This is a genomic window from Nonlabens sp. Asnod3-H03 (assembly GCF_045063665.1).
Lineage (GTDB): Bacteria > Bacteroidota > Bacteroidia > Flavobacteriales > Flavobacteriaceae > Nonlabens > Nonlabens ulvanivorans.
Window position 1 is genome coordinate 380,334 of sequence record NZ_JBEFOD010000008.1, and the last position, 25,967, is coordinate 406,300.

The following is a 25,967-nucleotide window of genomic DNA, read 5'->3' on the forward strand; positions in this document are numbered from 1 at the left end:
CTTGATGCAATATTAACAGTAAGTGAAAAACTGTTAAAGTACTGGTTTTAAATTGTTAAAGACAATAAAATATGTAGTTTCGGCGTTGTATTTGTTCATATTATTCTGAACTTAAAAAATTAAAAATTATATGTTATTAAAAGTGTCTGCTTTATTATTAGTGATGTTTACTAGTCTAGTTCACGCCACTGACAAACCTTTATTGCTGCTGGAAAATGCAAATCAAGAGGTTAGTGCTTATCAAGACGCTACATTACAATTAAGTTTACAAGAACAATTATACTCAAACAAGCGATGGCAAAGTTTAATCAATAACAAAAGGCTGTCTGTAAGTCTTGTTGATTTATCAAACGATGGTGTTCGATATGCTAGTGTTAATGGTGATAATATGATGTATGCTGCTAGCATGCCTAAAATTGCTGTTTTATATACTGCTATGGATGCTATTGAGAAAGGTGATTTAGAATATACTGATGAAGTAAAGACTGATATGTGGTTGATGATTTCAAAATCTAATAATGCTGCTTCTACTAGAATGATTGATCGTGTAGGTTTTCAACGTATAGAAGACGTGATGTGCAATCCAGCAAATCCTTTTTATGATCAATATAGTAATGGTGGTTTATGGGTAGGTAAAAGATATGCCGCACAAGGAAGACGTCATCCTGAACCTATTAAAGGTTTAAGTCATGCTGCTACAACGGAAGCTGTAGCAAAACTATATTATCAATTAGCTACCGGCCAGCTAATTAACAATGAACGTAGTAGTGAAATGCTACAATATCTAAAAGACCCAAGTTTACATCACAAGTTTGTAAATACTCTAGATCAAATTGCTCCTGAAGCAGATGTCTATAGAAAAAGTGGATCTTGGAAAAACTGGCACTGCGATAGTGTAATCGTATGGGATGATGAGCGCAAGAAGCATTATATTCTTGTTGCTATGGTAGAGTCGCCAGATGGAGAAAAAATTATTAGAAGTTTAGTACGACCTGCAGAAGCTGCATTAAACAAAACACCTATCTTGCTTCAAGACATCCAATCAGGTGAAACCATTAAACCAGCTCATATCTAATCTATTTGATATTAAGAAAAAGGAACTCTCCATAGCCTTATGGATGCAGTTATATCTTTTTCTTATTATAGGTGCATTGCTAGTAGTTAAACCTACTATCAATGCACTTTTTTTATCTACAGCTGGTGCAGATTCTCTTTCGATAGCGTTTATACTAACAGCTATCATTGCAGTAGTGATCTCTTTTTCATATCACAAACTATTAGAGCGATTTAATCTTAGATATATTATTAAATCTACGCTGTGGATATTTTCGGCTGCATTCTTTATTATCGGACTGCTCGTGATGTTTGAAGTAACCAACCTTTTTTTAGTTTATGCTTTTTACCTATTTGTAGGAATATATGCCTTATTGGTTACTTCTCAGTTTTGGGTTTTGGCAAACGTTATTTTTAATATTAGAGAAGCTAAAAGGTTATTTGGATTTATAGGAGCTGGCGGAATTGCTGGTGGAATTGCTGGTGGATATGTTACTTCCATCCTAGTACCATTTACAGGTAATGGTGCTTTAATCATCTTAGCAAGTTTAATGATTGCTTGCTGCCCATATATCTATCAAAGAATTAAATCCCATAGTTATAAGGGTAAAATGAAATTAGAATTCAAAAAAAGAGAAAGTGTTTCTAAAGAACCTTCTATCAAATTAATATTTAATTCTAGACATTTAACTCATCTAGCAGGTGTCATAGGTATAGGTGTCTTAGTAGCAAAACTTGTAGACTATGAATTTAGCTATCTCGCCAGCCAGCAGATAGCAGACCCGATGGAACTCGCGTCCTTTTTTGGGTTTTGGTTTAGTACTTTTAATATAATCTCTTTGATTTTACAATTATTGATTACAAAGCGATTATTAGAAAACTTTAATATTGAGACCAATTTATTTTTTCTGCCAGCTGCGGTAATTGCTTGTGCTCTATTACTTTTTGTAATGCCAGAATTATGGCTTGTAATTATCTTAAAAGGCTTTGATGGTAGCCTTAAACAGTCCTTACATAAAAGTGCATTAGAACTTCTTGCGATACCTATACCTAGTGACATAAAAAATAAAACAAAAACCTTTATAGATGTGGTTGTGGACAGTGTTGCTACCGGACTAGCTGGATTAGTTATAATTTTTGTTGTAAAAGGACTGAATCTTCCCAATCACATTATTACCGCATCGATTGCAATTCTTTCTATTTTCTGGATTTATTTAATTTTTAAAGTTAAAGACAGCTATCTAAGTATCTTTAAACAAAGTATTGTAAAAAGAGAAAAGTTAAGAAAAGAAAAAAATAATGTTGGAACTCTTATCGGTAATATGAAAATCATTTTTGAAAATGGTGGAACTGAAGATATATTATTGATGCTGCAAAAACTACCAGAAATAAGTCATTCCAGTTTAAGAGATCCAGTTCTGCAACTTCTTAATCATGAAAATAATAAGGTCGTTACAGCGGTAATTAATAATTTAGATTATGTAATCAATGAACCAGTCGCACAGGTACAAGATTTTATATATACAGATGACAGTGAATTGATTAATGCAGCAATGAATTATTTATTGAGCCACGAGCATATTTCTTATCAATTCTATGAAAATTATCTAGATGACGAAGATGATATGATAGCAACAGCTGCACTGCTAGCTCTAGCTGCGATTTCTCAAGAAAACCCTTTACTAGCCGAAAAGTATAATCTGAAGTTACGTATAGAACTATTCTCTAGTGAAATAGGTGACCAGAACATGCAAATAGCAGAACTTGCTCGACTTATAGAAACATTGGGATATGCTGCTACGACTAACTACTATTCAATAATTGACAACTATTTGAATCACAATAATAAAACTTTAAGAATTGCAGCGATTAAAGCTACTGGTCATACTAAGGATGTTTATTTCTTAAACACTCTTCTTGAAGGACTCATAGACGATGAATTAAAAAAATCGATTATTTCTTCCATTCAAAAAATGGGTAATAAATCTTTAAAAATCATAAGTCAGATTTATTCTAGAAAAAAAACAGAGAATGATTTCAGAAAAAAATTGCTTCATGTATTATATCATATAAAAACTAAAAAATCACACCGTTTAATTATTCAACTAACCCATCGAAGCGACATTTCTGTTAAGAAAAGAGCTTTTGAACTATTATTTAAATCTAGGATAGATGGAGGAAAATCAATTTTAAAAAAGAAGGAATTGATAAGATTTATAGATAAAGAGTCTGCTAAGTATAAAGAATTAGTAAGATTATATTGGTCATTAAAAATAAGCCAGCGCTCTGATAAAAGAACTAATGGTGTTATCTCTTTACTTGAAAAGAATACAATAGAGCAACTTATCACTAATGTTGATCAGTGCATTTCTGATCAACTAGAAATCATTTTTAACCTGTTATCACAACGTTATAATCCAGAGGATGTCTATGTAGCCTATAAGGGAATGATAAGTAAAGAAACTGTTTCAAGGCTTCATTCTATGGAATATCTTAATGGTATATTGAGTAGGGACTTAAAAAATATGCTCTTTCCACTATTTGAATTAGAATCACATACCTTATCCAGCGAAACTTTTGAATTTCAAGAACGAATACAACTATATGATCGCAGTAAAATGCTAGAAAAACTTCTTCTTATTCAAGAAAAAAAAGTGCATTCAACGAGTATTAAATTACTCGACTTGCAGGGTGAGCATTTAATCACCAGTATATTATCACATCTGCCTACATCAAAAGCTTTAGAAATCAAAAATATTTTACTTTCTAAGGACAATGGTAAAACTAAAACTGCTTAATCAAATATCATCTGAATTATCAGTAGTTACTGCTTGGGAATCATGGTTAGTATTATTGATAGATCTGATAGTTTTATCTATAGCACTAGCTAAATACATATGATCACCAGCAGAGTTTTTACTAAGTATATTACTCATTAAACAGACCATATAATTAGTCCCATCTTCATGTTCTACGGTTATAATACTATTCATGTAATTATACCTGTTGCCCATGTATTTACCGCAAGGTGTAGACTTAGATTGATCACAACTATATAAACTACCTGATTTAAAGTATACGGCTGCAGTATCTAGTTGTGGACTGTAGGCGTATCTTATTCTTCGATCGGTCATATAGAGTAGTTTTTTTATTTCTAGACTACTCACCTCATCAATAACACAACCTTGTTCTAATTGTACCATAAATTTCATGAGACCTTTAGGTGTACCTATACTACCACCTTTACTGCCTACATATTGATCAGGCCCATTAGTAAAAAAGCTACCTAATCGCCATTCATCATGGGTAATACCTATATTTCTTAATGGTTGATTTACTAAGTTAATAGCGATATCGGTTAATTCAGATTTGTCAGCATTATTAAAATAGGCATCTGCCTCTTCTTGAGTTAAACCAAAATATGCGTCTCCAAAAACATGCATCAATAAAGCCTCACGCCAGACGATACTTGCTGCACCATTATTACTAACGCTCAACATATGATCTAACCATTCATAAAGACTAAACTGATCATTAAATACTACAGTACGTTTTACTAGCTTATCATTTTCGAGATTTACTACTGGTATAGTATGGTGATCATAGAGACCCCAATTACCAGATTTCACTACTTTATTTTTTAATAATCGTTGCCTCACAGACCAATCCTCAGGACATAAATTGCGTAATTCATTAAAAAAAGCAGTCGCTACAGCTATTTTACCTACACTACCTGGTTGAAAACCTGAATTCTCATTAAGCTGTGCATACTTGGGGTTATTAAGATTACTGATATCCATAACCGCAATACCGTAACCTGAACTATTAGGAAATAGTTTGCGCATTTTAGATTGAAAATCTTTATCTACAACCATTAAAGAATCTACTGATTTTGTGTCCTCACAAAGCCATAAATTCACTTCATCACTTTTTTTAAAAGAGCCAGGTTTTAAATACCGTTCTACCAGAGTACTGTCTATGGTTTTCTCTAATCGTTTAAGACGTTTAATCCCTGTAGATTGATAACCATCAATAGGATAAAACATCGCTAAAACTAATACTGCAGACACTGAAATACTATACCTAAGAATATCCATTATAATGCGATTTGTTTATTAATAAGTAACTCAGTATTATAGTCTGTTTTCTGATCCAATTTCAATAAATAAGAGTTAGTTATAGCATTACTATTCTCCACAAATGGACGTATTTGAAATAGGTATAATTTATTATCCTTAAAGCCTAACTCAATATCCCATGCCCCATTATAGGACCCATCTTTAGAACTAGGCATGGTTTGATGTGCCTTTAAAGCAAACTGCCGTATTTCCTTAAGATTATCTTCAGTAATAATAGGATTATTAAAGTTGACAAATTCCATTTTAGAACCACCTTGAACCGGTAATTTACGCTGCAAGCGTTCTCTTGCCGGTGCAACTAGTTGACTATTTCCTTGTCCATCGACTATAAAAGTTTCTGCACTTTGACCATCTACTGCTCCACCAGCACCACGACTCATTGCAATCGTGACACCATCAGCATTTTGATGAACAAAATCTTTCGTAATCAACACACCACTATAATCCACATCTACTGTAGGGATTATTAAAATAGATGGATATACATTTTCTGGATTTTCTAGATATGCCTGTCGCCATTTAAAACTACGATCTGTATAAGGACTAGCCCACACATCTCTTATTCCTTTTAATATTTTTTCTTCGCTCACCACATTAAAAACGGTCAGGTTTAAACCTGCACCAGTAAATTCCTCGAGATCCTCCATGTTTGTATCACTCCTTAAAAAAACTGGAACTTTACCCATATCGTTCCCTAGAATTCCTTTGAAATCCTTTTTTAACTCTTTTATAAATTCTGCTTTAATAGGCATTCTAGCTATGGCTTCCCTCAGAATCGCAAGTTGATCCAATTGATACTTTTCTACATCTGCTGTAGAGGACCCACTATCTTTTAATTGTCTCGCTTTCGCGAAAGCGGACTCCAGAAAAGCCCAATAACTACCATCTGTTTCAGGCATATTTTGAGACATGTGATTTCTAAAAACTCCAAAAGGAATTATAACACCATTTACGACATGGTCAGGAAATAACTGCTTCAATTGACCAAGATTAGCAGCTTTAGGACCACATAAAACTCCACTGTCTGCGCTATTAACACTAGCCATATCTACGGGCTCAACGATGTCCAGCTTCAATTTTTCTTCAGAGATGCGGATGGTTTTCTTCTCTTTCTGTTGATTCTTATTGAATAATGATTGCTCTTCGTTATCCATCTCGTTTGCAGGTTTTATAACCACTGCACCACGATCACTTACGGCATAAAACACCTGTTTACCATTATAATCCTTAAGGTCTGAAAGATTATCTGCACTGATGGCACTATTAGGAATTCCCAAGTTGCGCGCTAGTAATTGAACGTGAGAAACTAGATTACCTTCTGATACTGTAGCGATACCAGCAACTGGTTTTAAGTCGCTAGGTGGATGGTCAAACACATATATTTTTTTAGGGTCTACAGTCATTCCTTCTGCATTACCTGTTACGACTACTAATTCTCCTTGAGTATATCCTGGATTAAGACCTCTTACAGTACTAATATTACTCAGTACTGGAATGTAAGTTGAACTACCTAACTGTCTTGAGATTAAACCAGAAAACTCACCTATTGAGGAACCTAGAGGTAATAGTAATGAACTACGTATACGGTCATCATAAAATCCATAAGATAATGGTTCAAAACCGGTATATTCCTCTACAACATCTCCATAAATACTGTTGACCATACCTGTTCCCCAAGCGACCTGATTGCGAGCTACGTTTATGAAATCCATCAACTGGTTTGCTGTCATAGTTGCATCAGTACTTAACAGTAACTGATCCTCAACGGCATCCCATTCCCATTTCTCTACATAACCAGAGCTAGCCAATGCCTCGCTGAGCGCATGTACTTTATCTATATGTTCTCTTATCGTTGCAGGAATCCATTGTGATGACTTCTGAAATATCAATTCTTCTAGTCGTAAACTAAGTTCTAATGCACTGGTACGTCTGGTTCCTCTTCTATCTTCTTGAATATTATAGCGTATATCGCACATCAATCCTGATGCTGCTGGTATGATTATAGAAGGATCTGTCTCTTGGGCATAGGTCATAGAGAACCAATCTGTTTGCATTTTAATATAACTGTCATTATCCCAATCAGAAACCATTTGTGCAAGTTCACTAATGCTTACTGGTTCAAAAAACTCTTTCATGTCAGTTATAAGTTTTTGGAAATCAGCCAGCGTTTGCTCATTCAAGTCAGATTTATTAGCATCATACCACTCTTGAACCTGTTGGATATCTCTAGACTCTGGATTACCATGTATTTTAATCCTGATATCCATAAATTTAGGATACTTGTCTGCTATTACTTTACTAGTGCTTCTGATCTCTTGAGCTAGATTAGTATCTCCATCATGTGGTATATCTCTTAGGCTTTCTCTAATTAAAAAAAAATCTTGATCTAAAATCTGGTTACTAGAGAGAATAGTATAGTAAAACTTGCGTCCCCATTCTTCTTCGTCTTCGATTTGCCTGGCACCACGATAAAATTTTGATTTTTCTTGAATCCATCCATTATCTACGCTTTCTAAATAACGCTGTAATTGATATTGCTTTATTCTACTGTGGTTGAAAGGAGCATCCCAAAAGTCCCATACATCGTTTGAGGCTAGTATTTCACCTAAATAAAGGTGTCTAGTTTTGGCTAGGTTTATGATATCTGATTTATAACTAGCATGTTGAATTCCACCACCTATGGCATCAGGACATGGATCTTTTGCATCTCTAATTGTTCCGTCTTCGCAAAACCAATTAATCTCTTTATAGGGACCACGATCTAAATTCCTATAAGTATCTATGAGGCTCGTTATTTTTTCATCATCATATTGTTGACCCCATAAAAAAACTGGAAATAACAGTAATAAATAAAAGTGTTTAATAAACATGTAGCTGGTTTTACTCAAAGGTAAACAGCTAAGTTGTTAAAATAATGAGAATTTAGATAGGTTTATAATAAAAAGGCAGGACTACAACACTTCTCTTAACATGTTTATCAAGTCGTTCTCAGTATCCTTTCCTTTGTCTTTATTATACCAGTTTTGAAGTTCCTGTTTAAACTCAGGAGAAAGTGCCCCTTTTGCAGCTTTTTCATCTGCAACAAGTTGAGTCGCTTTAGTAGGTCTAGGACCCCAGGTTGTCACCGGTAGGCCAGTATTTTTATCTACAAGAATAAGTTTTGCAATAGCACGACCACCATTTGTTAAAAACTGATCCATTAATAACGGGTTTTCGTCACGCAATACCACCTTAAAATCCACACCAGCAGTTTGCGCTACCTTATTCATCATGGGCATAGTTTGGGCTGCATCACCACACCAGCTTTCGGTGATAATTAAAAAGTAAACATCTTTATCAAAAGAATTTAGCAACTCTTGATTTTCTGGTAAGATTTTTAAAGTCTTATCCAACCGTTTCATACGCTGGTTGTTAAGCTTAGTATACTCTGCGAGCGCTTCAGTTACCTCACTACCACTATTGGTTCCATTAACTGTATGCGCCTCTACAAAGGCTCTATACTGCTCATAAGATATAGACTTATCTGCGGCATCTTTTATTATCTGTTGTAATTCCATAATACAAATGTAAGTCAGCTTACAAGGTCTATAAAATGACAAATGTCACTGGTTATGTGAAATTATTCCCTAATATTTAAAGCGTCTACTTTCTTTCTTTTCACTATGCTTTTTCTTATCGTTTAAACGCTTACGCTTTACGGATTTAGGTGTGGTTCTTTTCTTTCTTAGTTTTTGCACTACTAAAGCTCCATTAAGCAACCCGATAAAACGTTTAAAAACTAATTCTTTGTTACTAGATTGACTTCTAGAATCTTGACAACTCAATTGCAATATACCATCCTTTGTCAATCGGTTTTGTAATTTTAATAAAACACGCTCATGTTCTACATCTGTAAATGCAATGCTTTTACCAGCATCCCATTCTAGCAAGACTTTAGTCGCAACCTTATTAGCGTGTTGCCCACCAGGTCCACTGCTCGCCACAGCTTTGTAATTTACTTCTCTATGTAGCTGACCTAGATCCATCTAATTTTGGTGTGCCGGTTTCAATAAGTCATTAACTGTTTTAACGGGATTGAAAGTAATTAAAGGAACTTCAACAAAAACACTGTTCCAATAAGCCATTCCTCCATTCCATAAACCAGGAAGTTCTTGTGCTTTAATATCCATACCTAATCTAGATTTATGTGTTATAAAGCCAGTCTGCTCATCACAAAAATCTAACAGATTAAATTTCTCTCCTTTATAATCACGTACGGCACATACTAAATCTACTGGATTAAAGTGCGTACTTTTATTTACTATGACTACTTGCTGCGTATTGCTTTTGTCTATTTGCGCACCTTCTATAATCTCTATAGAAAGTTCGCCTTTCTGATTATATACCCAAAAAGGCCCACCACCAGGCTCACCTTCATTTTTTACCATCCCACAAACCCTTAATGGTCGATTAAGACGATTAAATAAATATTCAAGCTGAAACTCTCTAGCATATTTTTTATAATCTGGTGGTAATACAGCACTTAATTGTATCATTAAAAACTCTTCTATCTCAGCTTTAAGAATTTCATCGACTTTATTCTCATCGATTAGTCTTAAATATTTAAAACATTGCTCTTGTAAGGTTAATAAAAGACCAGCTAGTGATTTCTTATAATCGCCTACCTCTTGCTCCAGCGATGACACAGTAACATTATCTATATTCTTTATAAAAATAATGTCAGCATCAAGTTCATTGAGGTTCATTAATAAAGCTCCATGCCCAGACGGCCTGAAGAAAAGATCACCAGTTTCAGTAACTATAGGTTGATTATTATAATCTACAGCTATGGTATCTGTAGAGGACTTTTGATGCGAAAACTCAATTTCAAATTCTGTACCTGTTTTAGATTCTACTATTTTTTCAATCCGGTCAAATTCGGCGTTGAAATGGTCTTTAAAGTCCTCGGCAATTGTAAAGTGCAGTCTTGCCTGTTTATTTGTTGATGCATAGATACTAGCTTCAAACAAATGCTCTTCAAATGCAGTTGTGTTGTGGTCCTTGTATCTGTGAAATGGTACGAGACCTTTAGGCATGTTCCCATAATTAAGGCCATCTATTTCTAGCATTTGTTTCACAAACAAAATTTTCTTCTCTCGATCTGCTTTTGCATGCCACTCATTATAGGTTGTTCTTAATGAAGCCATTACCTCATCATAAAACGGGAATTTTTCTATAGCAATAAAAAATGTAAATAATTCTTGTGCTCTATTTTTATTAATGAAAGAATTGATAGAATCCTCACACGGATCAAAATCCTTTAAAAACTCGTGTAAAAACTTAAACATTCTAGTTGCTGCACCACTAGCTGGAACAAATTTGAGAATTTGTAAATGATCAAGCCTTTCTTCATACAAACGTTGATATCGAGAGTGATCTGAATTATGAAGTTTTAATATACCATCTGACACCACTGCTGGTCGATCTAACTTTACAACGGGAAATCCTATCTTAAAACGCTCAATTTGCTTTAAGATCGTATCTGTAGTGATATTTTTACTTTCCAGTTGCGCTAGTTGTTGTTTAGTAAACTTGATCATTTAGACTCATTTTCTATCGCCTTTATTGCATTTTCAAATCTTTGAGAATCTAACCCATCCACGATTTTATAAGGCTTATTAAACTTATTGAGTGCCGCTAGAAACAACTCAAACATTTCTTCTCGACGTTCTGGCCGGTCTCGCAAATCATCTGGAGTCCATGGAACGTCTACTTGTAATAGTAAATATAACTCATATGATGATTCTTCCACAGCATTTATAAGTTCTTGCGGCGCCTGATTGAAATATGCCATGCAATACACATAGGTTTCTAACACATCTGTATCACAAAAAAGATAATCCTGAGCTTTATTTACTGCATTGTTTTCTAGATTTCTTTGACCTATTGCAATAGGTAAGATATCGTCATAACTGCAAACTTCTCCAGTATGGTTAAATTTATCCTGCAGATATTCTCTAGCAAATTCTTCTATTAAGACAGTATTGTAATGTTGAGCTAGCTTTCGCGAAAGCGTACTCTTACCAGTGCTTTCTGGTCCATATAAAACTATTCTTTTCCCAGAATAGGCTGCTTGTTGAGGTATTTTTTCCATTCTAAATAACCGTAGTAAGCAATAATAGCGAGAAATAAATAAAGTAGTGCACTGAAACTGTATCCTTTATAAAAATATAACGGTACTGAAATAACGTTACCTACCATTAAAACTAGCCAATGTTCTAGTTTACGACGAGCCATCAACCACATACCAGCAAAAAATATCCCAGTGGTCAACATATCGATGTAGGATACTATACTTTCTAAACGATTCGTTACAAAATATAACACATAAACACCTACAGCCGTAGACAGTAATAATAGAAAGCTATGAATCCATTCTTTATCACTAGTAATAGTTATAGGTGTTTCATGAGTCGCATCTATCTTGCGTGTCCAAATGTACCAGCCATAAACACTCATGATAAAATAGTAAGCATTGATAAGCATATCGCCTAATAAATTCCATTGAAGCAATAAATAGACAAAAATTAAAGTGCTTAAAATACCAAAAGGAAACACCCATATTTTATTCTTAAAAGAATAAATCACACTGATAATAGAAGCTATTATGGCAACTACCTCTAACAGTATATGAGAAACTTTATAGTCCCTATACTGACCAAAAAGAAATTCTATAACCTCACTCATCTAAAAAAACGGTTCATAATCACTACGATCTGTCTTTACTACTTTCATATAGAATAAAACAGCTTTAGTTTGTTCCATACTTTTCGACATTTCTCGAGTTAAAAACTGCATTAATGGCACAAAATCCCCATAAATTTGAGTCGCCAGCGGATTTTCTAATACCGTAAATTCAGACTCGCGTAGGGTTTTTATGAAATCAATGATGTGCTGTTCATAATCGTCTTGTAATGGCGACATAGTTAATTCAATAGATGCTTTCATGATTTGTTTTTAATTCCAATTAATTTTTTGCTCAATTGCTGTACCGATAACGAGCATATCAGCGCCAGCTAAATAGCTAGATTCTAATTGTTGTAAAGATCGCAAGCCACCGCCAACTATTAAAGGAATCTCCAGCTGATTTTTTACAGATTTTATGATTTCTGGATTTACTGGTGTAATAGCACCACTACCGGCTTCTAAATAAATTAATTGATTACCCATTAACTGGCCAGCAAATGCTGTATGAGTTATAGAATCAGCATCATGTTGAGATAATGGCAGAGTTTGAGAAACGCGTTGTACTGCACTTTCATGACCGCCATCGATTAACAAATATCCTGTGGGCACGATTTCCAACTGACTTCTTAATAATTGGGCAGCAGCCTGCCGTTGTTGTCTTATTAAATAATCAGGATTGTCTCCAGAAATTAAATTGAGAAACAACAAGCCATCAGCATTTTCGGTGAGTTGGTGATGTGAACCAGGAAAGATAACAATCGGTATCTTTATAATTTCCTTTGCGGCGAGTATCCATTTATCGAGATCTACATTTATCATCGTGCTACCACCTACAAAAAGTACAAAGTACTCTACACTTAACTCTGTCTGTATTAGAATTCTGAGATTATTAATGTGATCAAAAGTCTCTATTAAATCTTCAATCCTTGTTTTTTCTGGATCTAACAAGAACGCCATAGTACGCTGGCTTTCCTTTATCGTTCTTAAAACATTATGCATTATGAGCAGGAAGTATATATGCCATCATAAAGTTTTCTAATCGTTGGAAATATACATCATACTTAAAATTATCTCCGTTATAGACTATTCTAGATATCGTGTGGTTTAAATCCATTTCAAAGGGCTCTACATAACAATGCGCTTTAAAACCAAGACCTTTTGTCCCATAAAGTTTATACATTGATTCTTTTGCACCCCAAATTACCGTTAATGGTTCTATAGCGTCCTCTAGTTCTGTAACAAACTCTTTTTCATAGCCTATAAACTTTGGAGCGATACGCTTAATTTTATCTCGTAACTTCTCAATATCTATCCCTACAAGTTCATTACTTATGATAATTGCCGTGAATTCATAACTATGCGTGATGGATATATTCATACCGTCATCTAGGTGTGGTTTACCATCTACATTGTAATACAGATTTTGATCTGTGTAACCAGCTTCTCTCAAAAGATGTCTTATACTCAAGAAGCCACGCCTGTGCAACTCAGAACTCATAGTAAATAATCTATTAATAGAGTTCTCAGAGAGTTCCAGTCCAGTACGCAACCACGCCTCAGACTCAGTTATCTTCCAGACATATACGGTAGTATTTTCTCTATTTGTTAGGGTTTTGTAAAGAGGCACGAGAATCGATTAGTTTTTTGTAAATTTGCAGCCGCAATTTAAGCAAATAACAGCTTTTAATTTGTTGATTTTTAAACATATCAACGACATAAAGCTAACATATTAAAATTCATTATGAGTACAAACACAATTCCATACGTTCCATACAAAGTAAAAGATATCACTCTTGCTGAGTACGGAAGATTAGAAATAGAGCTTGCAGAAGCTGAAATGCCAGGTCTTATGGCATTACGTGAAGAGTATAAAGAATCACAACCACTTAAAGGGTCACGTATCGCTGGATGTTTACACATGACTATACAGACTGCTGTACTAATTGAGACTCTAGTTGCATTAGGCGCAGACGTAACATGGTCATCATGTAACATATTCTCAACTCAAGATCATGCTGCTGCTGCAATTGCTGCTGCTGGTATACCAGTATATGCTTGGAAAGGAATGAGTGAAGAAGAATTCAACTGGTGTATTGAACAAACGCTATTCTTTGGTGAAGATAGAAAGCCACTAAACATGATACTAGATGATGGTGGCGATTTAACTAATATGGTATTTGATGAATTCCCAGAACTAGCAGCTGGAATTAATGGTTTATCTGAGGAAACAACCACTGGAGTTCATAGACTATATGAGCGTATGAAGAATGGTACTCTGGTTATGCCTGCTATCAATGTAAATGACTCTGTAACGAAGTCTAAGTTTGATAATAAATACGGTTGTCGCGAGAGTGCTGTAGACGCTGTACGACGTGCAACTGATACGATGCTTGCTGGAAAGCGCGTTGTAGTTTGTGGATATGGTGATGTAGGTAAAGGTACCGCAGCTTCTTTCCGTGGTGCAGGATCTATTGTAACAGTAACTGAAATCGATCCTATTTGTGCATTACAAGCCGTAATGGATGGTTTTGAAGTAAAACAATTAGAGAATGTAGTAGGAAACGCAGATATCGTTATCACAACTACAGGAAATAAAGATATTATACGCGGTGAGCATTTCAAAAGCATGCGTGATAAAGTAATCGTTTGTAACATCGGTCACTTTGATAATGAAATAGACGTTGCTTTCTTAAATGAGAACTACGGTAGTTCTAAGGTAGAAATCAAACCACAAGTTGATAAGTATACGATTGATGGTAAAGATATCATCTTACTAGCTGAAGGTCGTTTGGTAAACTTAGGTTGTGCAACAGGTCACCCTAGTTTTGTAATGAGCAACTCTTTTACAAATCAGACTCTTGCTCAAATCGAATTATGGACTAACGCAGATGCATATAAAAATGAAGTTTATATGTTACCTAAACATCTTGATGAAAAAGTAGCAGCATTACACCTATCAAGAATGGGCGCAGAGCTTACAGTTCTTAAGAAAGATCAGGCAGATTATATAGGAGTAGAGGTTGAAGGACCTTTCAAGCCAGAATATTACAGATATTAATATTTAACCTTTTGCTTGGGTATTAAGTTTTATTTTTTAACTTAACACTTTTTGCAAATGGCGCGGATATTGTAACTACGCTTTTGCGAAAGCGTATTAATAACAATTTATGAAGATTATCGAAGAAGCATTAGCTTTTGAAACTGAAACAATGAGTAATATGTCAACCAGCGATAGAGTCCACGCATCAAGAAGAGCAAAGGATCTAATCTTAGGTTTAAATGATATTTACAAGGAAAACAAAGACGAAGAGATCATGGATCTTATGAAACGTCTCACTGCCAAAAAGCAGAAGATTGAGAAAAGATTGAAAGGTAGACCATAAGGCCTATTAGACAATAAAATAGCAGCCAGTAAAGTATACTCCTTAAAGAGTGTGTTTTTACTGGCTGTTTTCATTAAACACTTTACCATTAATCATATCGTTTATATTTAAACTCTTTTACTTATGAAAAACTTAAGTATCTATTTATCAATATTGCTTATATCAATAGTTGTAACTTCATGTTCAACAGATTTTCCGCGTCAGGAGATTGAAACGGCAAATCTATCGGGCTTTATAGAAGGTGGTAATGCTGGCGGAATATATGGAGATGCCGGACTTAAAATCACTAAGGACTCCATACAAATGACAGACTGGCCTGTATCTAGATTAACCACGAGCCTTAATGCTTTATTAGACACTACTTTGATAGACAAAACTAGTCTTACTGATTTTTACACCATACAAATTGAAAATAAAGGATTATTAAAACAACGTGAATTTATCGACTCATTAGTTGTTGTTTTAAATAAACAAGACTTAATAAAATAGACGAAGCAACGGTTTTTAAAAACTTATTGAACATAAAAATCCCAAGTCACTTTAAGCAACTTGGGATTTTTTAATGTAAAAAAAATAGTTTTTAAGCTTCTGCCTGAACGATAGAAACGTAAGATCTATTATTTCTTTTCTTAGTAAACTTCACTAATCCGTCTACTTTTGCATGTAATGTAAAGTCCTTACCAGCATATACGTTTTCACCTGGATGGTGCTCCATACCGCGCTGACGAATAAGAATGTTACCAGCAATTGCTGCTTGTCCACCAAAAATCTTAACACCTAAGCGTTTTGAATGAGATTCTCTTCCGTTTTTCGAACTACCTACTCCTTTTTTGTGAGCCATGGTTATAAATTTTAAGGATATTTATAAAAATATCGTGTTCTACTTTAATTAGCTTGGCATAACTCCGCCGTTAGCTTCGTCTTGCCATTTTTTTAATTCGTCCCACTTACCATCTGCAGCCATTTGAGCCTGCATAGGCCATGAGTCTGTGATATGATTACCACGTACATCTGCTATGATTTCAGAAATCTTTGCAGCGTCAGTTTTTGCAAGTTCTGCAAAGGTTGTTATACCTGCCTCATTAAGAGTGCTTGCAATCTTAGGTCCAATACCTTCAACTTTCTTAAGATCATCTGCTTTAGAAGTTGCCTTCTTTGCTGCCTTAGGAGCTGCTGCAGGAGCCGCTTCTTTTGCAGGAGCTGCTTTCTTTGCAGGTGCTTTCTTTTCTGCTTTTGGAGCAGATTTCTTACCACCTGTAGCAGAAATGCTAGAGATCTGAATTTCAGTTAATGATTGACGGTGTCCGTTTTTCTTACGGTATCCTTTTCTACGTTTTTTCTTAAAAACGATTACTTTGTCACCTTTAAGGTGTCCCAGAACTTTTGCTTCAGCAAATGCTCCTTCTATAGCTGGGGCGCCGAGAGTGATGTCGTTGTCATTGCCTAAAAGAAGAACTTTATCGATGGAAACTGTTGCTCCTTCGTCTTCTTGTAAACGATGTACAAACAACTTCTGATCTTTCTCGATCTTGAATTGTTGCCCTGCTATCTCTACGATTGCGTACATAATTGTAATTTAACTTTGTTAAAAAATGGACGCAAATATACTGCTATTCTGGTAATTAGCAAACTTTTTTAAAATTCGCTTTCGCGAAAGCGTAAATCTCACAAGTATTTAACTAAGAATTCTGATTTAGAGGCTTTTGAGAATTCCTCATTCCTCTTGTATTCCACGATTGCTTAAAAATAGGTATAATAAGTAAAGAACTCACAATAGCGGTAGAGACGCCTGATAAAAAGATAAATAGTAACAATCCCACTTCATCAGTTCCTGAAGCTAAAGGTATTGAAGCGCTCATCTCTTGAACTAAATCTGGATTAATCTCAAAAAGATAAATCGCCATAAAAACTGTGAATACAACAGAAATTAAAAAACCACTTGCTAGACCAGATAAAAAACCATCCATGTATTTAAAATCATTTGGCTGTGACTTAAAAACGCTCCTTATTATAAAATACAAACCTATCGCCATGATGGGCGCGTTAAGGAAACTTAAATAGACCTTATCTGCAACACCTATAGAGGCGATGAGTAAGAAATATGCAATTAAAAGAAAGATAATACTGAGGGATATTTTGAGTGTGTTTTTTGAAAATAACATGTTATTAAATTTTGATTGATTTTAAATTACGGCTACTCCATAGATATCTCAGCCTATTTGACCTTTCTTTAACTCATAAATAGGTAGTTAACGGCTAATTTTGAGAATTCTATAAGAAACCTGTAACGTTTCATATAGAAAAAACACTAACTAAAAGTAACAATCGTAAAAATCACAAAATGAAAAAAATTGTTTTAAGTCTTGCAGCAGCTTTTATGGCTGTGTCGGGATTTGCACAAGAAGTGGAGTACGTTGAGTATGATCTACCTAACGGATTGCATGTAATCTTGCATCAAGAAAATAGTGCGCCAGTTGTAACAACTGGAGTTATGTATCAAGTAGGTGCAAAAGACGAGGACCCAGGTAGAACAGGATTTGCTCACTTTTTTGAACACCTTTTATTTGAAGGAACAGAGAACATTGAGCGTGGGAAATGGTTTGACATTGTAAGCGCAAATGGTGGAAGCAATAATGCTAACACAACTCAAGATCGTACTTACTACTACGAGACGTTCCCTTCTAACAATTTAGAAATGGGTCTATGGATGGAAAGCGAGCGTATGTTGCATCCTAAAATTGAGCAAATAGGTGTAGATACTCAAAATGAAGTCGTGAAAGAAGAGAAGCGCCAGCGTATCGATAATGCACCATATGGAGCAATTCTTTATAGAACTGGTATTGATAAGCACTTATTCAAAACACACCCATATGGACAAAGTGTTATAGGATCTATGAAAGATTTAAATGCTGCAAAGCTTTCTGAATTTCAAGATTTTAATGATAAATACTATAACCCTAATAATGCTACTCTTGTAGTTGCTGGTGATATCAATATCGATCAAACTAAGAAAATGATTGAGGACTATTTTGGTCCTATTCCTAATAAAGCACCAAGAAATGTCCGTAAGACAATCGTTGAGGCACCTATAACTGAAACTCGTTATGCAACTGAGTATGATGCTAACATTCAGATTCCGGTAAAAATCTTCTCTTACATTACTCCTAAATCTATAGATCGTGATGCATATGTACTTGATTACATCTCTTCTGTTTTAACTGGTGGAGCGAGCTCAAGAATGCAAAAAAGAATGGTTGAAGAAGAGCAAATAGCTTTACAAGTATTAGCATTTGCACAGTCTAACCAAGATTATGGTACTTATACAATGGGAGCTCTTTCTAAAGGTGATGTTTCTTTAGACCAACTTGCAAAAGTGATGGATGAAGAAATCGTAAAACTTCAGACAGAATTAATCTCTGAAAGAGAATATCAAAAACTTCAAAATCAATTCGAAACTAGATTTGTAAGCTCAAACTCTAGAGTAGAAGGAATTGCAGCTTCACTTGCCACTTACAATATGTTAAAAGGCGATACTGGTTTAATCAATAAAGAATTAGACATCTATAGAAGCATTACACGTGAAGACATTAAGAGAGTTGCAAATAAGTATTTGAAACCTAATCAAAGACTAGAGTTAGATTATCTAGCTGGTAGCGCACCGACAGAAGAAGAAATGGCTGCCGCAACAGATGAGGTAAAGGTTGTAGACAATAAACTACAAATCAACAAAATCTATTTTGACAACGATAAAGCAGCAATTACTGAAAGTGCTGCAAAAGAGCTAGATCGCATCGTTAATATGATGATGAAGAATTCTACCATGGAAATTCTTGCAGAAACTTACACTGACACAAGAGGCAGCGATAGTTACAACAAAACCTTATCTCAAAAACGTGCAGATGCAGTTAAAGGATACTTAATCTCAAAAGGTGTTACTGCTAATAGAGTAAAGGCTGTAGGACGTGGAGAAGAAAACCCAGTAGTAGATTGCGAAAGCAAAACATGTTCTGATGAAGAATATGAGCAGTCTAGAAGAACTGAATTTACCATTACTAAAAAATAATATAACAATGAAAAAGCAATTTATATTTTTAATGGTATTACTCCTTACAGGAGCAGGTGCCATTGCACAAATAGACCGATCTCAAATGCCTACTTCTGGCCCAACACCAGAAATAAACCTAGGTAAGCCATATACATTTGAACTTAAAAACGGTTTAAAAGTACTTGTAGTAACTGACAAGAAGCTACCTACTTTCAGTATGAGTTTAGACCTAAATAATCCACCAGTGTTTGAAGGTGATAAGGCTGGTGTACAGTCCTTAACCGGAGCTATCATGGGAAAAGGATCTACTGAAACTGCTAAAGAGAAATTTAACGAGCAAGTAGATTTCTTAGGCGCAAGAATTAGTGTGGGAACTGGTGGTGGTTTTGCCGCTAGTTTATCTAAGTATAAGAACGACGTTTTTGGACTTTTTGCAGAGGCTGCTTTTAAACCTAATTTTACTCAAGAAGAATTAGATTTTGAAAAATCTCAATTATTAGAAGGATTAAAATCTGGTGAGAACAGTGCTGCTGCTATAGCCGGTAAAGTACGTAGCGCATTAGTTTATGGAAAAGATCACCCAGCAGGTGAATTTGCAACCGAAGAAACAGTAAACAACGTAACACTTGATGATGTTAAGAATTTCTATGCCGCTTACTTCAAACCTTCAAACGGGTACTTAATAATCACAGGAGATATTGAGAAAAAAGAAGCAAAAAAGCTGGTTAAGAAATACTTTGGCAAATGGGAAAAAGGAATGGCTCCAAAAGCTACATTACCTACTTTAAGCGACGTAGATCAAACTCAAATTAACTTAGTTGACGTACCTAACGCGGTTCAAACAGAACTGGCAATTTACAGCCTTTCAGATTTGAAGATGAGTGATCCAGATTACTATGCGGCTTTAGTAACAAACTATGTTTTCGGTGGTTCTTTTGGCTCTTATTTAAATATGAACTTGCGTGAAAAGAATGGATACACTTATGGAGCACGCTCAAATATAGGTACTGGTAGAAATTACAAAGGTACTTTTACCGCAAGTGCAAAAATCCGTAATGAAGTAACTGATAGCGCCATTGTAGAAACTTTTAAAGAGTTAAATAGAATACGTACTGAGTTTGTAGAAGATGAGATGCTAGCAACTGCCAAGGCTAAATTCTTAGGAAACTTTATTATGTCTTCAGAAGATAAATCTGTAGTTGCAGATCGCTCTATAAGAATTCAGAAAAATGAACTAGACAATGACTTCTACAAGAATTTTATTGCTAATATCAATAAAGTAACTAAAGAAGACATAAAACGTGTTGCAAACAGATTTTTGAGCCCAGATAACATACGTATAGTTGTTGTAGGTAAAGCTGGAGATATTCTTGAACCGCTTGAAAAAATGACTCTTAACGGGCAACCAGTACCTATCAAATTCTATGATAAAAATGCAAATGAAACTGAGCGTCCTTCTACTATTGAAATCCCAGCAGGTCTAACAGCTCAAACAGTATTAGATAACTATATCAAAGCTATAGGTGGAAAAGATGCTGTTATGAAAATTAATGACATCTCTCAATTCTCTGTGTTTACTTCTCCTATGGGTGAGATAATTATGGCCACTAAAATCCAAAAAGGTGACAGCTGGGCGCTAACTATGAAAATGGGTGGACGTGAGATGAGCAAGCAAGTCTATAAAGATGGTAAAGGAATGGTAAAAGCTCAAGGGCAATCACAAGAATTAAGTGGTGAGCAACTTGAAGCGGTCAAATCTGAAGCGTTGTTCTTTCCAGAATTATATCATGCAGACATGGCTGAACTAGTAGGCGCTGAGCGTCTTGGTAATCATAATGTTTTTGTTATTAAATGGACTGATATGAGAAAATCATTCTATGACACAGAAACTGGTCTTCTTGTAGGTTTAGAGAGAATGACTATGACACCACAAGGACCTACTATGTCAGTGACACAGTTTTCAGATTATAAAGATTATTCAGGTGTAAAATTCCCTACTTCTATGGTAATTCCTATGATGGGACAGGAAATCACATTTGAATTAAAAGACCTTAAAGTAAATCCAGGATTAAAAGATTCTGATTTCTAGAAAGAGTATGATTACTACGCTTTCGCGAAAGCGTGTAAAACATAAATTTTATTATAAAAACCAGTAACTATTTAGTTGCTGGTTTTTTTTTATCTCTAGTAACAAGTACAACAGCAAATATGATGACCATAGTGGCTAGTACTTGCCAGATACTAAAAGTCTCTCCATCCATCATTCCCCATGTTAATCCTACCACAGGCATTAGGTACGTGACAGAACTAGCAAATACAGGAGAAGTGATCTGAACAAGTTTGTTGAACATAATTTTTGCAGCAACAGTACCAAAAATACAAAGCACAATTATGTAGCCTAGACTTTTAAGTACTGGCTCACTAGTAAACTCTAGAGAAGCGCCATCTGCACTAAAAAATACGATTATCGCTAGAGGCAGTATAAAGATAAAATTCCCTGTTGCAATAGCGAGCGGCTTTATGTTTTGTAAATATCTTTTAATAATATTCACATTACTTGCATAACAAGTACATGCTATAAAGACTAGCCCAGCAAAAAGGTAGTTCTGTTCTGGATTATTTTTCATTCCTGAGAAGACAAGAGCAATCGCTCCAGCAAGCCCGATGATAACGCCTAATAATTGGGTGCGAGAAAAAGCAATACCAAATATAACCGCACCCATAATTAAAGTAATTAACGGTACTGTAGAATTGAGAATCGCACTTATAGCACTATCTATTTCTGTCTGTGCATATGCAAAAAGAAACGCTGGAAAAAAAGTACCTAAAAGTCCTGAGATAAAAAGCCATTTCCAATCCTTGCGATCTGTAGCTGCAAATGATTTCCAACCTATAGCTATTAAAATACATCCAGATATAATAGTTCTACCAGCACCTAGTTGCAACGGTTGTAGTACTAGATTACCGGTTCCGTCATCTCCTAATGCTTTTTTTATAAGTATAAATGAGGTTCCCCATATTAAACTAAGAATGATGAGGTAAACGTACTTGAGCTTAGAATTATCCATGTGATTGCTGAAAGCTCAAAGGTCATTCTTTTTAAGAAACTAAATCAAAGTTATTTCTTAAATGGAATACAATTATGTGTTTATACTATTTCCAATCCATGGACTCCATCATCTTACGCATATCAAGTTTGATATAATCAACGGCTGGATAAATAGAATCATAATTAGGTGTACGGTCAAAATAAAGAGATGCTGTTATAAAGTTTTGAACGCTGTCTGTTAAGTAGAATTGAACGTTTGAAGCAGCATTACCTTCAATGGCATACATCATTCCGTAAACAGATTTATCTGGATTAAGATAAATTTTATCGTCTATAACATCTGCCATACGATTATGGGAGAATGATAGCTTCTGACCATCTATTAATAACTCTCTAATATTATCCTTAACTGGCGCATAGTCCATATATACCGTAGCATCCATAAAAGGATATTCTATTTTCATAGCACAATCGCCTTTAGAAAGTACTCTTGCAAAAGAATTCACCTCAAAAGTAAAAGGGCAATTACCCTTATCAAGTCTTTGATATTCAGGTGATGGATACTGTAGAGCTAGCTTTGCTTCTGGCTTGGGCTGGAGCGCATCATTACCACAACTAGCAAGAGCAATAATTGTAATTAATATAAAAAGGAATTTTAAGGCTTGGTACATTTGACTTGTTTAATGCGTTTCTTATCCATGGACTCTACTACAAACGTAAACCCTTCAAAGGTTATTTTATCTAATTTGCGAGGAAAGTATCCCGTTTGCTCTAATAAAAATCCAGCAACGGTTTCTGATTCTCCTTTTGAATTATCAAATAGCTCTTGTTCTGACTCTTCTAATTCTGTTATGCGATAAAAATCTTTTAAAGGTGTTTTTCCCTCAAAAACAAAATTCTTATCATCTAATTTTGAATACACTAGGTTCTCATCATCAAACTCATCACTAATATCACCTACAATCTCCTCAATAATATCTTCAAGTGAGATTAAACCACTGGTACCTCCATATTCATCTACTACAATAGCAAGATGCTTTTTTTGCTCTTGAAATTCTTGAAGTAAGTCATCAAGTTTTTTATTCTCTGGCACAAAGTAAACCTCGCGCAAAAGTTTAGTCCATTCAAAATTTTTACGTTCTATGTAAGGTAGTAAGTCTTTTACATAAAGCACACCTGTAATCTGATCTATACTTTCTTTAAAAACAGGTATTCTAGAATAACCATTAGATATAACCTCTGTAATAATATCTTTAAACGACAGGCTTTCATCGAGCGCAAAAACATCTGTTCTATTGCGCATCACCGTTTTAGTGTCTGTATTACCAAAACTTACAATACCTTGAAGCAATTGCTGTTCTTCATCAGTAGTATCATGATGATCTGTTAGCTCTAATGCCTGTGATAATTGAGATACTGTAATACTTGATTTTTTATTTCCTAATCGTTCATGGATTTGAATGGTCACATAACGCATGGGTAGACTTAAAAAGCTGAATATCTTATCTAGTATATTAAGTGGTATAGCCATAAAATTTGCAAACTGCATGGCATTACGGTTTGCATAAACCTTAGGTAAAATCTCACCAAACAACAATATCAAAAACGTTGCAATAACAACCTCTAGAACAAATCTTAACCACTCTGTATCTATAGAGTCTAACCAACTATCTGCTAGTATACTAAAAATAAGAACTGTCGTAATATTGATTGCATTATTTGCGATCAGTATGGTTGCAAGCAATTTTTTAGGTCTAGCAAGAAGTTTTGCTACTAATTCACGTCTAGGGAAATCTACATGTTCATCTTCTAAATCTATAGTTTCTAGCGAGAATAAAGCAACCTCTGCACCACTGACCATGGCGCTTAAGATTAATAATATTATAAAGACTAAAAAATAAACCAGCTCACTAGAGCCAGAAAGTATTGCAAACAATAAATGCGATGAGTCGGGATCCACTATTTGTAATTAAAATGGTAAATCATCATCGTCATCGCTAGATGCAGGAGCTGGCGCACCTTGATAACTCTGGTTAGCTTGCTGTTGTGGCTGTGCTGGGCGACTAACCTGTTGTGGTTGAACTGGTCTTTGTGATTGTTGTTGAGTAGGTGCTGCGTTCTCACCTTTAGGAGTTAAAAACGTGAATTCTTGAACTTGTATTTCAGTCGTGTAACGTTGTTGTCCATCCTCGCCAGTCCACTGTCTGTTTTTAATGCGACCTTCAATATAGACCTTATCTCCTTTTTTGAGGTATTTTTCACAAACTTCGGCAGCTTTGTTACGTACTACGCAATTGTGCCACTCTGTGTTAGAAACACGCTCACCAGTATTTCTATTAACATACTCTTCATTAGTTGCCAGCGGGAAACGACCTATACAGTTACCACCTTCAAAATACTTCATTTTCACTTCATCACCGGTGTGTCCTATAAGAATCACTTTGTTTACTGTTCCTGCCATTTTATACTTTTTTGATTAATATCAAGCGTGTAAAGATAATTAATCTTAAAGATAAGAATTCCAGAACGAACTTATAAAACGATGCATTAAAATATGTAGTGGTTTTTGAAATGCTTGTTGAATAGTAATCCCATTTTCAATTTCTTGATCTATTTCAACAATCCAGAAATAAGCATGAATCTTGCGATGCGATAGCTTGTGGATAATGGGATCTTGATTATATACGCTTTCGCGAAAGCGGAATCCTGACCACCATTCCTGTTGTTGTAGTTTATCTCTAAATTCTACTGATAATAGAGCTCCATCGCTTTCTATAAAGGGAAACTCAAACAAACCTGCCCAGATACCGGATTGCGGACGCTCTTGAAGCATCGTATTATCCTGAGGTGTTTGTAGTACTATATAATGGTGATGTAAATTTTTTACTTTTGCCTTTTTAATTTTTACAGGCAATTCATCAATACGATTATCACTTAAAGCGATACAATCATCGCTAAATGGACAAGTAGCACAGTCAGGATTTCTAGGTAAACATTGTAATGCACCAAATTCCATAATTGCCTGATTATATACATCTGGCTGATTATGATCTATCAACTGAGACGCTAGTTTTTTAAACTCTTTTATACCAGCACTCTCATTAATAGGAGTACTTATACCATATATTCTAGATAAGACCCTATACACATTACCATCTACCACTGGGACGACCTCTTTATATGCAAAACTTGCAATAGCTGCTGCTGTATAATCGCCCACACCTTTTAATTTCAATAGCTCTTTATAAGAATCTGGGAACAAACCACCCATATCAACTACCTGTTGAGCTGCCATATGTAAATTCCTAGCCCGAGAATAATAGCCCAATCCTTGCCATAATTTAAGTACATTTTCTTGTGGAGCAGCGGCTAATTGATAAACCGTAGGATAGGTATTAACAAAATTATCGTAATATGGTAAGCCTTGATTTACACGAGTTTGCTGTAATATAACCTCGCTAAGCCAGATGCGATAAGGGTCTTGAGTAGCGCGCCATGGTAAGTCTCTTTTATGTATTTCATACCATTTTATAAGTAGTTGGTGAAAACTCATTGCATATTTATTTAAGAGA

Annotated in this window: 25 protein-coding genes; 7 read left to right on the forward strand and 18 right to left on the reverse strand. The window is 35.0% G+C overall.

Annotation, left to right across the window (positions count from 1 at the left end):
- Positions 1–130: 130 nt before the first annotated feature.
- Both ACJJVI_RS04920 and ACJJVI_RS04925 read left to right on the forward strand, forming a co-directional pair.
- Entirely contained in the window at positions 131–1,075 is a 945-nt protein-coding gene (locus ACJJVI_RS04920; RefSeq protein ID WP_405350782.1) for a serine hydrolase, read from the forward strand.
- Positions 1,047–3,851, forward strand: coding sequence for an NTP/NDP exchange transporter (locus ACJJVI_RS04925; RefSeq protein ID WP_405350784.1), 2,805 nt, complete (start codon positions 1,047–1,049; stop codon positions 3,849–3,851). Before ACJJVI_RS04920 ends, ACJJVI_RS04925 begins: the two co-directional genes overlap by 29 nt.
- Here the strand turns inward: ACJJVI_RS04925 and ACJJVI_RS04930 are convergent, their stop codons facing one another.
- From ACJJVI_RS04930 to ACJJVI_RS04975, 10 genes are all read right to left on the reverse strand, one after another.
- Positions 3,852–5,150 (reverse strand): hypothetical protein, encoded by a 1,299-nt coding sequence (locus ACJJVI_RS04930; RefSeq protein WP_348022147.1) that lies wholly within the window; start codon positions 5,148–5,150, stop codon positions 3,852–3,854.
- Positions 5,150–8,062 (reverse strand): PEP/pyruvate-binding domain-containing protein, encoded by a 2,913-nt coding sequence (locus ACJJVI_RS04935; protein ID WP_405350787.1) that lies wholly within the window; start codon positions 8,060–8,062, stop codon positions 5,150–5,152. The genes ACJJVI_RS04930 and ACJJVI_RS04935 overlap by 1 nt, the downstream gene beginning before the upstream one ends.
- A gap of 81 nt (positions 8,063–8,143) precedes the next feature.
- Positions 8,144–8,749, reverse strand: coding sequence for a thioredoxin family protein (locus ACJJVI_RS04940; RefSeq protein WP_405350789.1), 606 nt, complete (start codon positions 8,747–8,749; stop codon positions 8,144–8,146).
- A gap of 69 nt (positions 8,750–8,818) precedes the next feature.
- Positions 8,819–9,217, reverse strand: coding sequence for an alternative ribosome rescue aminoacyl-tRNA hydrolase ArfB (arfB, locus tag ACJJVI_RS04945; RefSeq protein ID WP_036583627.1), 399 nt, complete (start codon positions 9,215–9,217; stop codon positions 8,819–8,821).
- Positions 9,218–10,771, reverse strand: coding sequence for a DUF4301 family protein (locus ACJJVI_RS04950; protein ID WP_405350791.1), 1,554 nt, complete (start codon positions 10,769–10,771; stop codon positions 9,218–9,220).
- Positions 10,768–11,325 (reverse strand): AAA family ATPase, encoded by a 558-nt coding sequence (locus ACJJVI_RS04955; RefSeq protein ID WP_042244864.1) that lies wholly within the window; start codon positions 11,323–11,325, stop codon positions 10,768–10,770. Before ACJJVI_RS04955 ends, ACJJVI_RS04950 begins: the two co-directional genes overlap by 4 nt.
- The gene (gene pnuC, locus ACJJVI_RS04960; protein WP_405350794.1) at positions 11,280–11,918 is read right to left on the reverse strand and encodes a nicotinamide riboside transporter PnuC; all 639 of its coding nucleotides are present in this window, start codon (positions 11,916–11,918) and stop codon (positions 11,280–11,282) included. Before pnuC ends, ACJJVI_RS04955 begins: the two co-directional genes overlap by 46 nt.
- A complete protein-coding gene (locus tag ACJJVI_RS04965; protein WP_036583616.1) occupies positions 11,919–12,179 on the reverse strand; it encodes a hypothetical protein in 261 nt (86 codons plus the stop codon). It abuts the gene before it with no gap.
- A gap of 9 nt (positions 12,180–12,188) precedes the next feature.
- Positions 12,189–12,917, reverse strand: a complete 729-nt coding sequence (locus ACJJVI_RS04970; RefSeq protein WP_405350796.1) for a geranylgeranylglyceryl/heptaprenylglyceryl phosphate synthase — start codon at positions 12,915–12,917, stop codon at positions 12,189–12,191.
- Positions 12,910–13,545 (reverse strand): 4'-phosphopantetheinyl transferase superfamily protein, encoded by a 636-nt coding sequence (locus ACJJVI_RS04975; protein ID WP_348022142.1) that lies wholly within the window; start codon positions 13,543–13,545, stop codon positions 12,910–12,912. The genes ACJJVI_RS04970 and ACJJVI_RS04975 overlap by 8 nt, the downstream gene beginning before the upstream one ends.
- A gap of 114 nt (positions 13,546–13,659) precedes the next feature.
- On the opposite strand from ACJJVI_RS04975, the gene ahcY reads away from it, so the two are divergent.
- The 3 genes from ahcY to ACJJVI_RS04990 all read left to right on the forward strand — a co-directional run bounded on the left by ahcY (position 13,660) and on the right by ACJJVI_RS04990 (position 15,790).
- Positions 13,660–14,976: an adenosylhomocysteinase gene (ahcY, locus tag ACJJVI_RS04980; RefSeq protein WP_036583610.1), complete on the forward strand. Its 1,317-nt coding sequence runs from the start codon at positions 13,660–13,662 to the stop codon at positions 14,974–14,976.
- 109 nt (positions 14,977–15,085) lie between these two features.
- Complete coding sequence (locus ACJJVI_RS04985) at positions 15,086–15,301, forward strand: hypothetical protein (protein ID WP_036583607.1); 216 nt, start codon at positions 15,086–15,088, stop codon at positions 15,299–15,301.
- 123 nt (positions 15,302–15,424) lie between these two features.
- Positions 15,425–15,790 carry a hypothetical protein gene (locus ACJJVI_RS04990; protein WP_042244877.1) on the forward strand — a complete coding sequence of 122 codons (366 nt, stop codon included), beginning with the start codon at positions 15,425–15,427 and terminating at the stop codon, positions 15,788–15,790.
- Between the two features lie 91 nt (positions 15,791–15,881).
- Here ACJJVI_RS04990 and rpmA read toward each other — a convergent pair whose 3' ends face one another.
- The 3 genes from rpmA to ACJJVI_RS05005 form a co-directional block, all read right to left on the reverse strand.
- Complete coding sequence (rpmA, locus tag ACJJVI_RS04995; protein ID WP_036583603.1) at positions 15,882–16,142, reverse strand: 50S ribosomal protein L27; 261 nt, start codon at positions 16,140–16,142, stop codon at positions 15,882–15,884.
- Between the two features lie 48 nt (positions 16,143–16,190).
- Positions 16,191–16,868, reverse strand: coding sequence for a 50S ribosomal protein L21 (gene rplU, locus ACJJVI_RS05000; RefSeq protein ID WP_042269104.1), 678 nt, complete (start codon positions 16,866–16,868; stop codon positions 16,191–16,193).
- A gap of 112 nt (positions 16,869–16,980) precedes the next feature.
- Complete coding sequence (locus ACJJVI_RS05005) at positions 16,981–17,463, reverse strand: DUF4199 family protein (RefSeq protein ID WP_036583597.1); 483 nt, start codon at positions 17,461–17,463, stop codon at positions 16,981–16,983.
- A gap of 179 nt (positions 17,464–17,642) precedes the next feature.
- Between ACJJVI_RS05005 and ACJJVI_RS05010 the strand changes: the two genes are divergently transcribed.
- On the forward strand, positions 17,643–19,364 hold the full coding sequence (locus ACJJVI_RS05010; protein WP_042269105.1) for an insulinase family protein: 1,722 nt from the start codon (positions 17,643–17,645) through the stop codon (positions 19,362–19,364).
- A 7-nt stretch (positions 19,365–19,371) separates the two neighbouring features.
- Positions 19,372–21,435, forward strand: coding sequence for an insulinase family protein (locus ACJJVI_RS05015; RefSeq protein ID WP_405350800.1), 2,064 nt, complete (start codon positions 19,372–19,374; stop codon positions 21,433–21,435).
- 67 nt (positions 21,436–21,502) lie between these two features.
- Here the strand turns inward: ACJJVI_RS05015 and ACJJVI_RS05020 are convergent, their stop codons facing one another.
- The 5 genes from ACJJVI_RS05020 to mutY all read right to left on the reverse strand — a co-directional run bounded on the left by ACJJVI_RS05020 (position 21,503) and on the right by mutY (position 25,948).
- Positions 21,503–22,414, reverse strand: coding sequence for an EamA family transporter (locus tag ACJJVI_RS05020; RefSeq protein WP_317290376.1), 912 nt, complete (start codon positions 22,412–22,414; stop codon positions 21,503–21,505).
- Between the two features lie 85 nt (positions 22,415–22,499).
- A complete protein-coding gene (gene gldD / locus ACJJVI_RS05025; RefSeq protein ID WP_405350803.1) occupies positions 22,500–23,066 on the reverse strand; it encodes a gliding motility lipoprotein GldD in 567 nt (188 codons plus the stop codon).
- Positions 23,051–24,355: a gliding motility-associated protein GldE gene (locus tag ACJJVI_RS05030; RefSeq protein ID WP_405350805.1), complete on the reverse strand. Its 1,305-nt coding sequence runs from the start codon at positions 24,353–24,355 to the stop codon at positions 23,051–23,053. The genes gldD and ACJJVI_RS05030 overlap by 16 nt, the downstream gene beginning before the upstream one ends.
- Positions 24,356–24,364: 9 nt before the next feature.
- Positions 24,365–24,856, reverse strand: a complete 492-nt coding sequence (locus tag ACJJVI_RS05035) for a single-stranded DNA-binding protein (RefSeq protein ID WP_042269108.1) — start codon at positions 24,854–24,856, stop codon at positions 24,365–24,367.
- A 45-nt stretch (positions 24,857–24,901) separates the two neighbouring features.
- Complete coding sequence (gene mutY, locus ACJJVI_RS05040) at positions 24,902–25,948, reverse strand: A/G-specific adenine glycosylase (protein ID WP_405350808.1); 1,047 nt, start codon at positions 25,946–25,948, stop codon at positions 24,902–24,904.
- Positions 25,949–25,967 lie beyond the last annotated feature (19 nt).

Excerpts from the sequence above, each read along its gene's own strand:
- gldD (WP_405350803.1), bottom strand. The coding sequence starts at position 23,066 with ATGTACCAAGCCTTAAAATTCCTTTTTATATTAATTACAATTATTGCT.
- ACJJVI_RS05035 (WP_042269108.1), bottom strand. The coding sequence starts at position 24,856 with ATGGCAGGAACAGTAAACAAAGTGATTCTTATAGGACACACCGGTGAT.
- pnuC (WP_405350794.1), bottom strand. The coding sequence starts at position 11,918 with ATGAGTGAGGTTATAGAATTTCTTTTTGGTCAGTATAGGGACTATAAA.
- rpmA (WP_036583603.1), bottom strand. The coding sequence starts at position 16,142 with ATGGCTCACAAAAAAGGAGTAGGTAGTTCGAAAAACGGAAGAGAATCT.
- ACJJVI_RS05015 (WP_405350800.1), top strand. The coding sequence starts at position 19,372 with ATGAAAAAGCAATTTATATTTTTAATGGTATTACTCCTTACAGGAGCA.
- arfB (WP_036583627.1), bottom strand. The coding sequence starts at position 9,217 with ATGGATCTAGGTCAGCTACATAGAGAAGTAAATTACAAAGCTGTGGCG.
- ACJJVI_RS04985 (WP_036583607.1), top strand. The coding sequence starts at position 15,086 with ATGAAGATTATCGAAGAAGCATTAGCTTTTGAAACTGAAACAATGAGT.
- ACJJVI_RS05005 (WP_036583597.1), bottom strand. The coding sequence starts at position 17,463 with ATGTTATTTTCAAAAAACACACTCAAAATATCCCTCAGTATTATCTTT.
- ACJJVI_RS04940 (WP_405350789.1), bottom strand. The coding sequence starts at position 8,749 with ATGGAATTACAACAGATAATAAAAGATGCCGCAGATAAGTCTATATCT.
- ACJJVI_RS04935 (WP_405350787.1), bottom strand. The coding sequence starts at position 8,062 with ATGTTTATTAAACACTTTTATTTATTACTGTTATTTCCAGTTTTTTTA.
- ACJJVI_RS04990 (WP_042244877.1), top strand. The coding sequence starts at position 15,425 with ATGAAAAACTTAAGTATCTATTTATCAATATTGCTTATATCAATAGTT.
- ACJJVI_RS04950 (WP_405350791.1), bottom strand. The coding sequence starts at position 10,771 with ATGATCAAGTTTACTAAACAACAACTAGCGCAACTGGAAAGTAAAAAT.
- ACJJVI_RS04930 (WP_348022147.1), bottom strand. The coding sequence starts at position 5,150 with ATGGATATTCTTAGGTATAGTATTTCAGTGTCTGCAGTATTAGTTTTA.
- rplU (WP_042269104.1), bottom strand. The coding sequence starts at position 16,868 with ATGTACGCAATCGTAGAGATAGCAGGGCAACAATTCAAGATCGAGAAA.
- ACJJVI_RS04920 (WP_405350782.1), top strand. The coding sequence starts at position 131 with ATGTTATTAAAAGTGTCTGCTTTATTATTAGTGATGTTTACTAGTCTA.
- ACJJVI_RS05020 (WP_317290376.1), bottom strand. The coding sequence starts at position 22,414 with ATGGATAATTCTAAGCTCAAGTACGTTTACCTCATCATTCTTAGTTTA.
- ACJJVI_RS04965 (WP_036583616.1), bottom strand. The coding sequence starts at position 12,179 with ATGAAAGCATCTATTGAATTAACTATGTCGCCATTACAAGACGATTAT.
- ACJJVI_RS04955 (WP_042244864.1), bottom strand. The coding sequence starts at position 11,325 with ATGGAAAAAATACCTCAACAAGCAGCCTATTCTGGGAAAAGAATAGTT.
- ahcY (WP_036583610.1), top strand. The coding sequence starts at position 13,660 with ATGAGTACAAACACAATTCCATACGTTCCATACAAAGTAAAAGATATC.
- ACJJVI_RS05010 (WP_042269105.1), top strand. The coding sequence starts at position 17,643 with ATGAAAAAAATTGTTTTAAGTCTTGCAGCAGCTTTTATGGCTGTGTCG.
- ACJJVI_RS04970 (WP_405350796.1), bottom strand. The coding sequence starts at position 12,917 with ATGCATAATGTTTTAAGAACGATAAAGGAAAGCCAGCGTACTATGGCG.
- mutY (WP_405350808.1), bottom strand. The coding sequence starts at position 25,948 with ATGAGTTTTCACCAACTACTTATAAAATGGTATGAAATACATAAAAGA.